Here is a 16,246-nt window from a genome sequence, read left to right on the forward strand (position 1 = left end):
CTTGGTCACGAAAATTAGCGATCATCGTTAGTTCGTCTATGGTAAGATGATGGTAGGTCATTTGTGGTGTCCTTTCTTTTGATGTATGGGTATTCAAAAGAAAGGACACCACAAATGGCTTTTTATTTTTCTAACTTAATTTTACAAACCGCGTTATCAAAAATTCTTTTTAAATTAATTGCCCTTCCAATAACGTGCCCGGGTAAGCAGTTCCCGTGAACGCTGGTCAGCTGGTCGATAACCCTTAGTAAATAGGTGGCGGAAGTACATCATATTATAGAAAAAGCCAAAGAAAACAGAAGGCCATGGGAATTGGAGCAGGGCATTAAGTCCAAAGAACAGGGCTACCAAAGCATAATCGAGGGTTAATACAATCATTAAAATGAAATTATAGTAATCCGCGCGAAAAAGTGCTGGCAGTGGCCCAAACCAAAGAGTTGTCCAAGAAAAGCCGACTTTGGCGATTCGGATATCCCCCTGGTCATTAACGATTTTAGCGTAATTTGGTGGGAGGGGGAGATTGTTTAAGTTAAACGGATTTTGGTTATCATTATTGTTATTACCAAATGGGTTTTGCATATCTCGTCCACTTCTTTCTATAAATAATAATATTAACACATTGAGTGAGGGATAGGAAACGTCTCTATCAGGCTTTCAAGGAATGTTAACAATTATATGGTAAACTCAAAGTGATAACCATGAAAGGGGAAATCAAGGATGCTTTTTTCCTAAACGATAATATTCAACGAAACAAATCAGGAATTGAGCATGCGCAAATTAAGCGTCTGCATCTGTTTGAAAAATATCATCAACCAGCTAAAATTGTTACTCGGCAATATTCGAATGAATTACACTTGGTAACAGCGGAAGCAGGGATTGATGATCGTAACTTTATTAACTTGTTTGATTATTTTCAAGAGGCTTGTGAGGTCCCGCAAAAGAATATTCGGATTAAAGATATTCCAGTTAATCCCCACTGGGAACGCAAGGCTGATGGGATTAATTATAATTATTATCAAAACGGCAAACGTGTACTCTATATTCGCCGGCGCAGTGATAGTGATCGGCGGGTAATTAATATTCAATATTTTGACCATTACGGAAAACTGCTTAAGGTTAGTTGGTTTGATAGCCGCGGTTTTATCTCAGTTGAACAACTTTATGACTGGGATGGAAAAATGGCAACGGAAAATTATTACCGTCCAGATGGAACCTTAGCAATCCAGTTAGCCCACCAGCAGGATAAGCGGGGAAATGAAATTAAAACTTATCATCTCTTTAATTATCATGGTCATGACTACCAGTTTAGTGGATTCGATCAGTTAACCCGGTTCTTCCTTGATGAGCTGGTTGCTGATAAACAAATCTGTGGTGAAGGTCCGATTGGCTTTATCGTTGACCGGGTTTATGAATTAGGCTGGGCAGTTCTGCACATGAAGCACCGGGTCTTTCGGATTCTCCAATTGCATAATGACCATGTTAATAATCCTAATGATATGCTTCATTCTACCCTTAATTATAACTATAATTGGGGACTTAAGCACCTCCAAGATTGGGATGGGGTCATTGCCTTGACTCCGCAACAACAAAAAGATCTTCAGGACCGGTTTGGCAAGCTTGGTGTAAAGATCTACCGGATTCCTGGCCCGATTGTTCCGGCGGCAGTTATTAATAAGCGTCATGTTCCTTTTAAAAAGCGAACGAAAAAACAAGTTGTCATGGTTGCTCGCTTGTCTCCCGAAAAACAGCAAGATCACCTATTAAAAGCATGGCCACAAGTACTAGCAGCAGTTCCAGACGCCAAACTTGATTTTTGGGGTTATTGATGACTTTGACAAGACACTCAATAAAATTGTCAAAGAGGAAGAAATTAATAGTTCTGTGACCTTCCATGGGTATACGGATGACGTCAATTCGGTTTACGAAGATGCGCAATTACTTATTTTGCCAAGTCGAGCTGAAGGGTTACCACTATCTCTAGTTGAGGCCCAATGGTTTGCCGATTATTGCTAATGACATAAAATATGGTCCTTCAGATGTCGTTATTGACCGACAGGATGGATTGTTGACTAAGAACGGTGATATTGATGGACTAGCTCAGGCGATCATTCGCTTATTGCAAGATCAAGAGCAATTAGCGAAGATGAGCGAAAATGCTTATGCTGATAGTGAACGTTATTCTGAGCCAAACGTGATGAAGTTATGGAATGAGTTGGTTGATGATATGAAGGAAAAGGGGGAAGAGTAAAGTGTACTTTTTTGTAAATCAATACTTATTAAGTAGCAATTCCAGTGTTGAACATGCTGAATTAAAACGACTAGCCCTATTTAAAAAGCATGGTGGGAAAGCTAAATTGGTGACCCGTGACTTTGACCTCGTTCTTCATGATACCATCAAAAAATTTGGCTTAACTAACGACCAGATTGTTAATATGTATGATTTTTTTGCAAATACGACTGATTACCAAGGCGAAAAGCTCCATACTGAGGATTTGCCTTTACCAATTGACTATCAAGTAGGGACTGGAAATAACTATCGCGAAGTAAAAGACGGTGACCGACTCGTTTGCGAAGTTCACTTTGCGGCTGGAACGATTGGGCAAGTTAACCATGTTGATTACTTTGATCTTGCTGGTAATATGACTCTTCGCCAACAATATGATATTCGTGGTTTTAAGGCAGCTGACGAATTTTTTGGTGAAGATGGACAGGAATACTATGCGCGTTATTACCGCCCCAATGGAGAAACGTATCTTGAACGGTATTTTGTAAAATCGGTTGAAAATACCCCAATTAATTCGCTGAATGTCTTACGTAATTATCAGGGGCAAGATCGCTTCTTTGATTCTTTAGAAGACCTCTTTATTTTCTTTTTGGATGAATTGAATAAGGCAAATGGTGAGGATAATGTGTTTATTGCTGACCGACCAGCTGTTGCGATTAAACCGGTTCAATCAATGATGACAAAAGCAAAGAAATTTTTGTGGCTTCCGATGAACCAGGTTAACGATGGTCAGAACTTAATAAATGGTCCCTTAAATCCGATGTTGCAAGGTCCTGTTACTACGGATGCGGACAAGTGGGATGGTGTAATCGTCATGACTGCTAAACAAGCGGAGATTCTCCAGCAACAAATTCACAATGCTGTACCAATCTATGTAATTAATGGGACCCCCCGTTCTTGCTAACTATGCACGGATTAATGAAGCTGATCGGACACCGGGTCAATTGATTTACGTTGGAAGATTGGCAGAAGATAAGCAAACTAGTCAACTAATCAATATGTTTGCGCAGATTCATCAGCAAGTACCTGAAAGTAAGCTAACTTTCTATGGGTATGGCACTGGTGAAGATATGGATAACTATAAAAAGCAGGTTAAAAGCCTTGGATTAGATGGGTCAATTGAGTTTGCTGGTTACCAGATATCATTAGATGAGGCATATGATCAAGCTCAATTATTTGTTGATGCAAGTCGAATCGATGCACAGCCATTAGCGATGGGCGAGGCCTTAAACCATGGGGTACCAGTTGTTTCCTATGATTACCTTTATGGACCACGTGAAATGGTAATTTCAGGTAAAAATGGCGAGATCATTCCTTTGAATAACCAGGGACAGTTCATTCAAACCGTTGTCAAATTATTACAAGACCAAGATAAACTGCAAAGCTTGAGTACTGGTGCCTATGACAATCTAGATGAATTGGCAGAAGAAAAAATTTGGAAGCAATGGCAACAACTATCAGCTATTTAGTCAAAATTGGTTATAATATATTCAGAAGACGAAAAGCAGAAAATAATCAAATGTTTTTGAAGCCTTTGGTCGTTATCCTTTGATAATCTAAAGACGGAAAATGAGGGCGGAATGATGGATAATTATCAAGCAATGAATTTTTACTATGGACTTCTTAATTTGCGTGCCGGTTTTTTTAAGGCTGACTTATGCGAAATACTAATGGCGATCGCACAGAGCGTACCTGATAAAAATCAACAATCAGCAACGGCATACCATACTGTAGAAGAGAATTTAAGCCAAGACCATAAGCAATTAAATCGTGATCAAGTTGCATTTGGGTCATTTTATGAAGATGGTCATATTTTACATAATGTCAAAATTAATACCCAATCAGACTTTTTCCTCGATCCGACCCGGGAAGATACTGTCAAGTGGCATGTTAGTTTTACGGTTGCTAAAAATGTCCGTCCGGCCGATCAATTTACTGTTCAACTATCGCCAAATTTGATGGTTGCGCCTAATGGTCATCCTGAAAAGCCAATTCCTGATTTTAGTGATCAAAATGGGACTGTTATTGCAATGGGAGCTTATGACCAGGATAAGCACGAACTTGTCTATGCTTTTACCAATTACGTAACCGAGCATCGACAAATAATTGGTGAATTAGAGGGAGAATTAGCAGTTGATCCTCTAACGACTCCAGAGAACGAATTTGGCTTGGAATGTTTTATAAGTGTTGATGATTACCGAAAAGACTTTACGATTGATATCGACTATCCAGATCTTGCTAACGACATGTTTCTCGGGATTTCTAGCCGGATGATGCATTTTGATAAGGATCAGCAGCTTTTTGAGGACATTATCTATGTTAATCCAGCACAAAAAGACCTTAATCATGCCTATATTGTCTTTAATACGAGTGATCTAGTGGAAGAATTATCTAATGCCATCGTCAAACCGTCAACAATGCGGATTGAGATTTATCGTAATTCACGGGGATTAAAATTACCTCAATCATATGGGGTAAACTTTCAGCGACTAAGGGATATTACTAATCGATTCCCGGTAGTGGAAGGCGATCACCTTGTCGAGACACCTTATATAATGTCCTTTGCTGATAACAAGATGCGATTGAATTTTGGCGCCGATCACACGAATGATTCCTATATTATTAGGGTAATTGGCCAATATAATGGTGAACTTGATGGAACAGTACGATTGCGGGCTCGTTTATTTGGGATGGATCAGCAAAATGTTTATATGAGTAATTCTACTGCTGCAACAGCTACTGGAACTTCAATGATCGCAAGGGGTCATGCTATTTCTAAGGAGAAGTTAGCGGAGGAGACAGCGGACACAACAGAAGATTTGAAGCAAGACGAACATTTTGTCAATGTGGAAGAACCTCTTGAATCTACAGCAGTTGAAGAAGTGCGAGAAGAAGCTGATATTCCATCTGCTTCTGATAGTCAAGAACAATTTCCTAGTTCTCAAGCGGAAGAAGATGAAACGCCAATCGAAGAAAAGCAGGCGGAAGCTCCTGCAGTTAGTGGAGCAGTCGGCGGGGATGAATTATCAATCTCCTTTGACGTCACTCCTCAAACGGCACCGGCAGAGGTTATAGAAGAAGCTGAATCTTCAGATGACAAAGAGGAGCTTACTACATCTGAAGAATCCGCAGTGTCTGAGTCTGCTGTTGAAATTAAAGTTAGTGAAGAGGAGACAAGCGCAGCACCCCTACCAATGCCGGGACGACGACCACCACGCCGGCACAGTCGTTTTCAAAATACAACCCGGTCGAATCATTCGTTGCGTCATTTGCGGCGATTCTAATAGCAAAATAAAGTGTCAGGAGAGATTATCCTGGCATTTTATTTTTACTAAAATGTAATCGTTTACATAAAATGCTTGCAATTAAAAATGTAGGTGTTAATATTTAATTAAAGTTAAGTAAACGTTTACATTAATGGCTAAAGAGAAAAGTGTAGTAGTTTTATGGAGAGAGGTTTTATTTTATGGAAAATAATCATTGGTGGAATAAATCGGTTGTTTATCAAATTTATCCCAAAAGTTTTCAGGATACCAATCATGATGGTGTCGGTGATCTTCGTGGAATAATTGATCGTCTTGATTACATTAAAAAATTAGGCGTTGATGTTATTTGGCTAAACCCTATTTATGAATCGCCACAAGTTGATAATGGTTATGATATTAGTAACTATGAAGCAATTAACCCCACTCTTGGCAACATGGATGATTTTCAAGAATTGATTGATGGCATCCATGAACGTGGAATGAAATTGGTCATGGATTTAGTTGTTAACCATACTTCTGATCAACATGACTGGTTTAAGGAATCACGAAAGAGCAAAGACAATCCATACCGTGATTATTATATTTGGCGTGACGGTAAGGATGGTGAAGAGCCAAATAATTGGGGATCGTATTTCTCTGGAGCTGCTTGGAAATATGATGATGAATCCGGCCAATATTACCTTCATCTTTTTGCTCCAGAGCAACCAGATCTAAATTGGGAAAATCCGAAAGTTCGGCACTCTGTTTATGACATGATGAACTGGTGGGCTGCCAAGGGTGTCGATGGTTTTCGGATGGACGTTATTAACCTAATTTCTAAGCCGGATGGATTGCCAGATACTAACAAGAACGAAGACGAGAAATACGCCAATGTTGAACCGTTAGTATCAAATGGTCATCGCATTCATGAATTCTTACAAGAAATGAATAAGAATGTTATGAGTAAGCATAAGATGGTGACAGTTGGTGAAACACCGGGCGCTACACCGGAAGATGCCGAGAAGTATGCCAGTCTTGATAATAAGGAATTAAATATGATTTTCCAATTTGAACATATGGGCCTTGATAGTAATCCTAATCCAGCCCTTGGCAAGTGGGATGATCGCAAGACGACCCTTAAAGACTTACGGGCAAACTTAACGAAGTGGCAAGAAAAATTGTATGGCAAGGCTTGGAACTCCCTTTATTGGAACAACTATGATCAGCCACGCGTTGTATCACGTTTTGGTAATGATCAGACGGAAGATTATCGAGTTAAATCTGCCAAGATGTTAGCGACTATGACCCATATGATGCAAGGAACGCCATATATCTATGAAGGGGAAGAAATTGGCATGACTAACGCCTATTTCCCAAAGCTTGAAGATTACGTCGACCTTGAATCGATTAATGCCTATCACCAACTTGTTGATGACCAACATTTACTTGATGGCAAGACAATGATGAAATACATTGCAATTCATTCTCGGGATAATGCACGGACACCAATGCAATGGGATGATAGCGAATATGCTGGATTTTCAGACCATACCCCATGGGAAAAGGTTAATCCAAATTACAAGCAGATTAATGTCAAAAATGCATTAGCTGATAAGAATTCGATTTTCTATTACTATCAAAAGTTGATTGAACTACGACACACGATGCCAGTAATTACTAATGGAAAGTATGCATTAGTTCCTGGTAATGAAGATGATGAACAGGTCTTTGCATATACTCGGCAAGATGATGACACTACTTTGTTGGTAATCTTGAACTATACTGATGAGACTGTTAACCGCCATTATAATGTGCCAGCTGATGCGAAGTTACTAATTAGCAATTATGAGGATGATCAAAATGGTACTATCCGGCCATACGAAGCTAAGGTTTATCAATACTAGAGTGGGGATGAATAATCATGGATAAATCACGTTCGAATTCGAAACAAAAAGTTGAAACGAAGCAGGTTGATCTGGATACAGGGATGCCAGATTTGCCAAAGAAAGAGCTATTTGCGATTACATTTGCTTTTCTGGGAATAAACATGGCTTTCTCACTGCAGAGTTCCCAGATGAGTCGGATTTGTCAAACGATTGGGGCAAATCCTAACAATCTAGGTTTCTTCTTCATTTTTCCACCATTGATGGGGATGATTGTACAACCGATTATGGGAAAGATGTCAGATCGGACATGGAATCGCTTTGGTCGTCGGTTGCCCTACCTATTATTTGGGACTCCAATTGCGGCATTAGTTTTGATCATGCTACCGTTCTCCGGTTCACTTGGCTTCGGCTATGGTTCAATGGCTGCGATGATTTATGCTGCGGCAGCGGTATGTTTGATGGATTTATTTAGTAATATTTGTATGCAGCCATCACGGATGATTGTTGGTGACATGGTTAATAACAAGCAGAAGAACTTTGCTTGGTCATGGCAACAGGTCTTTTCTAATGGTGGGGGAATTTTAGCAACGATCTTACCGTTTATCTTTACGATGTTCGGAATGTCCAATACTGCAAAACGAGGGGTAGTGCCAAATACCGTTATCTGGTCATACCTTTGTGCAGCGGCGGTTCTCCTGTTTACTGGATTATGGACGGTCTTTAATGTTAAGGAATATGATCCGGAAACATATGCAAAATACCACCACATTGATCCCGAAGAACAAAATAAGTCAGTCAGCCTTTGGAAATTAATCAAGACGGCACCGCGCGCTTTCTGGGAAATCAACTTGGTTCAATTGTTTAGCTGGTTTGCGATCATGTACGTTTGGACATACACGACTGGAACCTGTGCTCGTAATATTTGGCATACGTCTGATGTTACTTCTGCTGGTTATCAAGCTGCCGGTAACTGGTATGGGATTTTAACTGCTGTTTATAGTATTGCTGGTATTGTTTGGGGATTAATTTATGCCCATGCCAAGGCTGGCTCACGGAAGAAGTGGTACACATTTGGAATGATCGTCGGTGGTTTAGGGTTAGTCTGGATGACCTTTGTAACAACTAAGACTACTTCAATCATTGCAATGATCATGTTTGGGATTGGTAACTTCAGTATCAACACGATTCCATTTACCCTCCTTACTTCATCTTTGAACGGGAAAAATGAAGGTGCCTACCTCGGACTCTTCAACGTTGGAATCTGTGTACCGCAAATTGTTGCATCGTTATGTAGCTTCTTCCTCTTCCCACTTGTTGGTCACAATCAACCAATGATGCTTTTGCTTGGTGGCATCTCCCTTCTTATTGGGGCTTTAGCTGTCCAAGCAATTCATGAAGGGGTAACGGTTAAAGAAGCATAGCACTAATTAAATCTCTCCTTAAATATAGAATAGTTAAAAAGCGGGACTGGAAATCTATCCGGTCTCGCTTTTAATGATTATTTGATTGTTATTGCTTCCAAAGATTGATCTTCTTTAACGTGCAGCAACGCATTGACTGTATCAAGTGAAGTCATCAATGGTACGTTTTGCGCGATTGTACTTTGGCGGATCTGAAAGCCAAGTGAATCTTGTTCATAATCATGGCGCATGGTGTTGATAACAAGGTCGATCTGCCCGGCTTTTAGGAGGCAGTTGAGTTCATCGATATTGGATATTTCTTGATGAATGTGAATTCCGTTATCCTTAAAGTGCGATGCTGTTTGCGGGGTAGTGAAAACTTGGTAGCCAATCTGAGCAAACCGTTTTGCTAGTGGGAGAACTTCTTTTTCATCCCCGTTTTCAATCGTAAAGAGAATTTTGCCATTGTTAGGGACTTGAACGTGTGCGCCAGAAAAGGCTTTATGAAGTGCTTTTGCATAGGTAGTATCTGTCCCCATCACTTCGCCTGTCGATTTCATTTCTGGACTGAGGTAAGAATCAACATTCGCTAACTTGTTAAAACTAAAGACGGGAGCTTTAACATGAATAGTTTGTGGCTCTGGGTAAAGCCCGTTAGTAAAGCCTTGATCAGCAAGGGACTGTCCAAGGATAACTTTAGTAGCGACTTGGGCCATTTCAATTCCTGTAATCTTACTGAGGAATGGCACTGTTCGACTAGCTCGCGGATTAACTTCAAGGATGTACACCTCATGATTATGAACAATAAATTGGATGTTCATGATGCCAATACATTTAAGAGCAACTGCTAATTTTTCGGTAGCAGTAACGATTTGTTGTTTAATGTCATCATCAAAATGTTGTGGGGGATAAACTGCCATTGAATCTCCCGAGTGAACGCCCGCATGTTCGATATGTTCCATAATTCCAGGGATAAGGACGTCTTTTCCATCGCAAATTGCGTCTACTTCACATTCCCGTCCTTCAAGGTAGGCATCGATTAAAATGGGGTGATCAGCAGTAATGGAGGCGTTTTGTTGAAGGTATTGTTCCAGTTCTTCTTGATTATAAACAGTCTCCATAGCCTTGCCACCGAGAACATAACTTGGACGAACGAGAACTGGATAGCCGATTTTTTCAGCCGCTTTGATAACGGCAGAGTGAGTAGTCGCGGTTAAACCGATTGGCTGCTTAAGATTTAGATCAGTAATAACTTGATCGAATACTTCTCGATCTTCCGCGGCATCAAGATCTTCAACGGTTGTTCCAAGAATATTAACCCCGTTTTTAACAAGACCTTCTGCTAAATTAATCGCCGTTTGTCCACCAAATTGCACGATCACGCCCACTGGTTGTTCTAGATCAACCACGTTTAGGACATCTTCAAGCGTGAGGGGCTCGAAATAGAGTTTATCGGAAACCGAGAAATCTGTTGAAACAGTTTCTGGATTAGAATTGATGACAATTGCTTCGTAGCCAGCCCGTTGAATTGCCTTAACGCTGTGGACGGTCGCATAGTCAAATTCGACTCCTTGACCAATCCGGATTGGCCCTGAACCAAGAACAAGGATCGATGGTTTCTTTGTCCGTTGGCTTTCGTTTTCATGGTCATATGCGCTGTAGAAATAAGGGGTTGAAGAAGCAAATTCAGCAGCACAGGTATCGATCATCTTATATACGGGGAGAATTTCATTCTGTTTTCGGAATTTCCGAACTTCTTGTGAGGAAGTATGCCAAAGGCGGGCAATTGTTACATCGCTAAAGCCATATTTTTTGCTGGTTATCAGTGTTTCTGCATCAAATGGCTTGGTACTAAGATCGTCTTCGAGTTCCACCAAGTGTTTGACGATATCGAGGAAATAAGGGGAAATCTTAGTTAAATCATGAGTTTGCTGAAGGGAGTACCCACGCCGAAATGCTTCTGCTAAATAAAATAACCGATCATCTTGGGGATAACGTAACTTCTTTTCAAGCATATCTGTTGGCGCATGATGAGCTTCCGCTGAAAAAAGGTCTTTTTCATCGATTTCGAGTGAACGAACAGCCTTATGGAGAGCTTCTTCAGCTGTCCGACCAATTGCCATTACTTCTCCGGTGGCTTTCATCTGGCTGCCCAGGTGTCGATCGGCCTGAGTAAACTTATCAAACGGCCAGCGGGGAATTTTGCAGACAACATAGTCAAGTGCCGGTTCAAATTCCGCAAAAGTTGTCTTGGTAACGGGATTCTTAATTTCATCAAGGGTAAGGCCAACCGCAATTTTAGCAGCCATTTTAGCGATTGGATAACCAGTTGCCTTGGAAGCAAGGGCAGACGAACGGGAAACCCGTGGATTAACTTCGATAACGTTATACTGGAAACTTTGCGGATCAAGAGCTAGTTGGACGTTACATCCCCCTTCGATTTTGAGGGCACGGATCAGCTTGAGCGCGCAATCACGGAGCATCTGGTATTCGCGGTCGCTAAGGGTCTGATTAGGGGCAAATACGATGGAGTCACCGGTATGAATTCCCACTGGGTCAAAGTTTTCCATGCAGCAAACGACCATTACGTTGTCAGCTGCATCCCGCATTACTTCAAACTCGATTTCCTTATAACCCGCGATTGACTTCTCAATTAAACATTGGGTGGCAGGGGATAATTCCAAGCCATTCTTGGCAACAGTACGCATTTCTGCATCATTATGGCAGATCCCACCGCCTGTACCACCCATGGTAAAGGCAGGACGGACGATTACTGGATATCCACATTGGTGTGCGAATTCGACTGCTTCAGCAACAGTATTAACTGTCTGTGAGGCGGGAACAGGTTCACCAAGCTCATTCATTAATTCCTTGAATTTTTCGCGGTCTTCTGCTTCATCAATCGAATCCAGCTTAGTTCCGAGAAGTTCAATTCCTAATTCGTCGAGGAGACCAGTTTTAGATAAGGAAACAGCTAAGTTGAGGCCGATTTGTCCGCCAAGGGTTGGTAAAATTGCATCAGGATATTCTTGACGGATAATTCGAGAGAGGGAGTCAACCGTTAATGGTTCGATGTAGACATGATCAGCAATTTCCTTATCAGTCATGATTGTTGCTGGATTAGAATTAACAAGGATGGTTTCGTATCCTTCTTCGCGGAGGGCAAGACAAGCCTGCGTGCCGGAATAATCAAATTCAGCTGCTTGGCCGATAATAATAGGACCAGATCCGATGACGAGAATTTTATGAATATCAGTTCGTTTAGGCATAGGTGAGGACCTCCTTATTAATGTCAATTAATGCCATGAATTTATCAAAAAGCTGTTCAGCATCGTGGGGTCCTGGCGCAGCGTCTGGATGGAACTGAACGGAAAATGCAGGATACTTTGAATGCTGGAGTCCTTCAACCGTGCCATCGTTCACTTCAAGGTGGGTGATTTGGAGGTCAGTATCATCAATGGAGGATGGATCAACCGCAAAACCGTGATTTTGAGAGGTAAATGCGATTTTTCCCGTTTTAAGATTACGGACAGGATGGTTAAAACCGCGGTGACCAAATTTCATCTTATAAGTTTTGGCACCATTAGCTAGGGCAAAGATTTGATGGCCCATGCAAATGCCGAAAATGGGCACATGTTTTTCTAATTCTGCGACAGTTTCCGCAATAGTTGTCATTTCAAGTGGATCACCAGGGCCGTTCGAAAGGAGGATGCCGTCTGGATTGAACGCCATTATTTCACTGATCGAGGCGTTATAAGGAAGGACAATTGCATTGCAGTTTCTTTTATTTAATTCACGGAGAATGCTATTTTTCATTCCGAAGTCAAGAACAACAACAGTTCGCTTAGTTCCCGGATTAGCGTAGGATTCTTTAGTAGATACTTTGCTAATAATGTTCTGGGTTGGCGAAGTTTGTTTTAACTGTTCAAGCTTATCTTTGATATCGGTAACATTATCGGTCATAATTCCGCGCAATGTTCCATATTGACGAAGCTTACGGACTAGTTCACGTGTATCAATTCCTTGGAGGCCAGGAATGTGGTGCTTTGCTAAGAAATTAGGGAGCGAGTCAGTCATGCGCCAGTTGCTGGGAACACGAGCGACATGATGACAAATTACGCCCTTGATTTGGGGATACAATGTTTCGTTATCTTCACTATTAATCCCATAGTTGCCAATGAGGGGATTGGTAAAGACTAAAATCTGATTGGCAAATGATTGATCGGTAATTGCTTCTTGATAGCCGACCATCCCTGTTGTGAAGACAACCTCACCAAGAGTTGCCTTGGTAGCGCCAAAACCCTCGCCGGTATAGACAGTACCATCTTCTAGAATTAAATATCGTTTCATGAGTTTCATCCTTTCTTGCAAAACCCTTCCACTGATCACATAAACTAGTTGCACGTTGTAAAAAAGTTTAATAAAAAACGCTTAAACCATTGGTAATGGGCTTAAGCGTATACGAAAAATTGAATATATATGTATGATTCAATGTTAGTAATACAACGCTGCCCTTATTAGCCTCACGGGACCAAATTAAAGGATAATGATTGATACTAAACTACTGTAATTTTATGTTTTTGTCAAGTTGTTAATGAATTTTTATGCAAAAATATGCTTATTATAAACAAAAAACTGCATAAAGACTTTTAGGTAATTATAACAAATCTTATTTAAAATAAAAGTAGAGTCTACAAATTTTGTCTGCAAACTCTACTTTTTTAGAATAATTAGGCTTGGTAAGTTTCCTTGATAAAGAGAACTGAAATTGCACCTAAGAGGGCAGAAATACCGGTAACAAGCATCATGTTGACTTGGGAACTACCAAGTAATGGGAAGAGACCAAAACTAAGTAGTGAGGCAACCATTTGTGGTACACAGATTGAACCATTAAATAGGCCAAGGTAGGTACCCATGTGTTTACCAGATAAGGCATTTGTAACCATTGTTAATGGATAGGTATTCATTGAAGCCCAGGCAATTCCAATCAAAACGAAGGAGAAGATAAGGGCATTTTGTGAATGGATAAAGAAGATTGATGTGTACCCAATAGCCCCGAGTAAAAGACTGAAAGCATAGCCAGCTTTGTGGTGATTATTAGGAACTTTAGCCAAAACATATGACCATACAACTGCCGCAATTGATTGAACCGCAGTCATAACACCGTACCAGTTACCAGCAGCTTGGTAAGCAGCAGAAGAAGCATCCGTGGTTAACCAAACATTTTTAGCGATGGCCCCAACAGCATAAGTTGAAAGGTATTGGAAAGAGAACCAGCAGAAGAATTGAACTAATGCGACATTCCAAAATACCCGTGGAGCATGCTTTAAGAGGGTAAACCAGTTTCCGCCTTTTTTATTATCTTCCTCTGAAATGCCATGGTAACGAGCATAAGTTGCGGGATCATATTCGTGAACCCGGAAGATAGTAAAGAGACAGGTGATGACTAAAATAACAGCGCCAACGTAGAACGAAATTACAACTGATTGGGGAACGACACCCTTTTTAGCAGTGTTTGATACACCCCACCATGTCAAAAGAAATGGGAAAATGGCTGCTAATACGGCACCAGTATTACAAATTAAACTTTGAATCCCGTATGCATAACTCTTTTGGTCATCATTAACCATATCACCAACCATCATCTTGAATGGCTGCATCGCCATATTTGATGAAAGATCAAGGAAGGCGACGGTAATAGCCCCAAACCAGAGGGCTACTAATGAACCGTATCCAAATCCAAAACTTCCTGAATTAGGCAGTAAAATCATAACGATGACGGCAATGACCATCCCGATTAATAGGTAGGGGAGACGCCGACCACCAAGCTTGGGCGCCCATGTTCGGTCAGAGTAATAACCAATGATTGGCTGCACGATCAATCCTGCAAGTGGTGGAAGTAAGAAGAACCATCCCAAATTATTAGGATTAGCACCAATTGTTTGGAAAATCCGGCTCATTTGCGAACCTTGTAACGTAAAGGCGATTTGAACCCCAAGGAAACCAAAGTTAATCATCCAGATGGTACTCTTTGGTAAGATTGGTAATCCAGTCGTCGAAGTTTCTTGGTCTTGGTTAAGTACAACAGACTCATCTTGACTCATGAAAAACAACTCCTAACGAAAAAATGTATAAAATAATTGCAATTCGAGCTGATGTAAGCTCTTACACGATTAATATAACAAACTTATTCTTTTGTGCAACCGCTTGCAAAAAAGAATGATAAAAAGTCGCGGTTTGTTTCAATTAAAATCGCGACTTTCTAATATTCTAATGATTTTTCGCCTAGGAATCTTACGCTATTTCGTGGTGTGATATGGACTGGAATAAATTGTGAGTCATCATCATTCAATAGGCTCCTAACCGCGATTAACCCCATTTGATAAAAGTCCTGGGTTACGCTTGTAATGGTTGGAATGGTGATGTCACAGAGAAAGGTTCCGTCAATACTAATAAATGATAGGTCTTTCGGAATATCAAGGCCTAGTAAATGAGCCTCTCTGATCATGCCCACGGCCACCATATCACTAGCTGTGATGATCGCGTCAAGATCCTTATTCATTAGTGTTTTGAGCATGTTTTGTTGAGGACCAAAACTGTAATCGCCATATTCGACCCATTCCATATGAGGAATCAAGCCATGTTCAGTCATTGCCCGTTGGTACCCATGAAGCCGCTGCTTACCGGTTGAAGAACGATCGATGCCGGCTAATCCAATCCGTGAGTGTCCCCGTTCAATTAAATAGTTAGCGGCTGAATAACCAATTTCCTCGTTATTTGAACTTGTAAATTTAAATCCAATATACCGGGGATCAGTTTCGTCATAGACCGATACTAACCTACAAGGAGTATTGCTTTCTTGTAAGGTGCGAGCTGCTTGTTCGTCGAGGGAGGTTGCGACTAGCAGAATACCGGCAACGTGTCGTTCGAGGGCAACGCTAATTGCTTGATTAAGTAGGCGGGCGTTATGGTTCCCAGCGTAAAGAATAAACATTTGGTAACCAGCTTTATCTGTTTCTGCTTGAATAGCAGCGATGATATCATTTGAAAAATTCGTTTGAGTATTATTTAAGATAACGGCAATTAACATACTACTATTGGCAGCTAATTCAGCCGCTGCGAGGTTTTTCTTGTATCCTAGTTCTTTAGCGATTGCTTCAATCTTAGCCGCGGTTTCGGGACGGTAGGATTTCGCCTTTTTGGATAAAACACGAGAAACAGTGGCCGTTGAAACGTGGGCCCGTTGAGCAATATCTTTAATTGTTGGCTTCATAGGCGGACTTCCTTTATTGTTTACTTATTAAATCTATTATAATGAAATTGCGATTTTTTGTAAACGTTTTCAATGGGGCTTGATCATTATTTAAAACAAAAATAGGCCGAAAAATTCTTCCAGCCTACATAGCTATTCTTTATCCATAAATTTGCGAG

General features: G+C 40.8%; 8 protein-coding genes and 2 pseudogenes. 5 read left to right on the forward strand and 5 right to left on the reverse strand.

Annotation, left to right across the window (positions count from 1 at the left end; genetic code table 11):
• Positions 1 to 174: 174 nt before the first annotated feature.
• Complete coding sequence (locus AACL61_RS06895; protein WP_003665350.1) at positions 175 to 579, reverse strand: hypothetical protein; 405 nt, start codon at positions 577 to 579, stop codon at positions 175 to 177.
• A gap of 119 nt (positions 580 to 698) precedes the next feature.
• On the opposite strand from AACL61_RS06895, the pseudogene asp1 (AACL61_RS06900) reads away from it, so the two are divergent.
• The 5 genes and pseudogenes from asp1 (AACL61_RS06900) to AACL61_RS06920 all read left to right on the forward strand — a co-directional run bounded on the left by asp1 (AACL61_RS06900) (position 699) and on the right by AACL61_RS06920 (position 8,836).
• A pseudogene (gene asp1 / locus AACL61_RS06900) lies at positions 699 to 2,248 on the forward strand (accessory Sec system glycosyltransferase Asp1).
• A gap of 1 nt (position 2,249) precedes the next feature.
• Positions 2,250 to 3,753, forward strand: a pseudogene (gene asp1, locus AACL61_RS06905) (accessory Sec system glycosyltransferase Asp1).
• Positions 3,754 to 3,864: 111 nt separating this feature from the next.
• Complete coding sequence (locus tag AACL61_RS06910; RefSeq protein WP_339111165.1) at positions 3,865 to 5,568, forward strand: fibrinogen-binding adhesin SdrG C-terminal domain-containing protein; 1,704 nt, start codon at positions 3,865 to 3,867, stop codon at positions 5,566 to 5,568.
• A gap of 182 nt (positions 5,569 to 5,750) precedes the next feature.
• A complete protein-coding gene (locus tag AACL61_RS06915; protein WP_339111166.1) occupies positions 5,751 to 7,433 on the forward strand; it encodes an alpha-glucosidase in 1,683 nt (560 codons plus the stop codon).
• 17 nt (positions 7,434 to 7,450) lie between these two features.
• Positions 7,451 to 8,836 (forward strand): SLC45 family MFS transporter, encoded by a 1,386-nt coding sequence (locus AACL61_RS06920; protein WP_102816236.1) that lies wholly within the window; start codon positions 7,451 to 7,453, stop codon positions 8,834 to 8,836.
• Positions 8,837 to 8,913: 77 nt separating this feature from the next.
• Here AACL61_RS06920 and carB read toward each other — a convergent pair whose 3' ends face one another.
• From carB to AACL61_RS06940, 4 genes are all read right to left on the reverse strand, one after another.
• Complete coding sequence (gene carB / locus AACL61_RS06925) at positions 8,914 to 12,084, reverse strand: carbamoyl-phosphate synthase large subunit (RefSeq protein WP_102816237.1); 3,171 nt, start codon at positions 12,082 to 12,084, stop codon at positions 8,914 to 8,916.
• A complete protein-coding gene (gene carA / locus AACL61_RS06930) occupies positions 12,077 to 13,165 on the reverse strand; it encodes a glutamine-hydrolyzing carbamoyl-phosphate synthase small subunit (RefSeq protein ID WP_102816238.1) in 1,089 nt (362 codons plus the stop codon). Before carA ends, carB begins: the two co-directional genes overlap by 8 nt.
• 380 nt (positions 13,166 to 13,545) lie before the next feature.
• Positions 13,546 to 14,919, reverse strand: coding sequence for an SLC45 family MFS transporter (locus AACL61_RS06935; RefSeq protein ID WP_339111167.1), 1,374 nt, complete (start codon positions 14,917 to 14,919; stop codon positions 13,546 to 13,548).
• Positions 14,920 to 15,077: 158 nt separating this feature from the next.
• Positions 15,078 to 16,088: a LacI family DNA-binding transcriptional regulator gene (locus AACL61_RS06940; RefSeq protein ID WP_102816239.1), complete on the reverse strand. Its 1,011-nt coding sequence runs from the start codon at positions 16,086 to 16,088 to the stop codon at positions 15,078 to 15,080.
• Positions 16,089 to 16,246 lie beyond the last annotated feature (158 nt).

This window comes from Limosilactobacillus reuteri subsp. porcinus (assembly GCF_036621895.1).
GTDB lineage: Bacteria > Bacillota > Bacilli > Lactobacillales > Lactobacillaceae > Limosilactobacillus > Limosilactobacillus reuteri_J.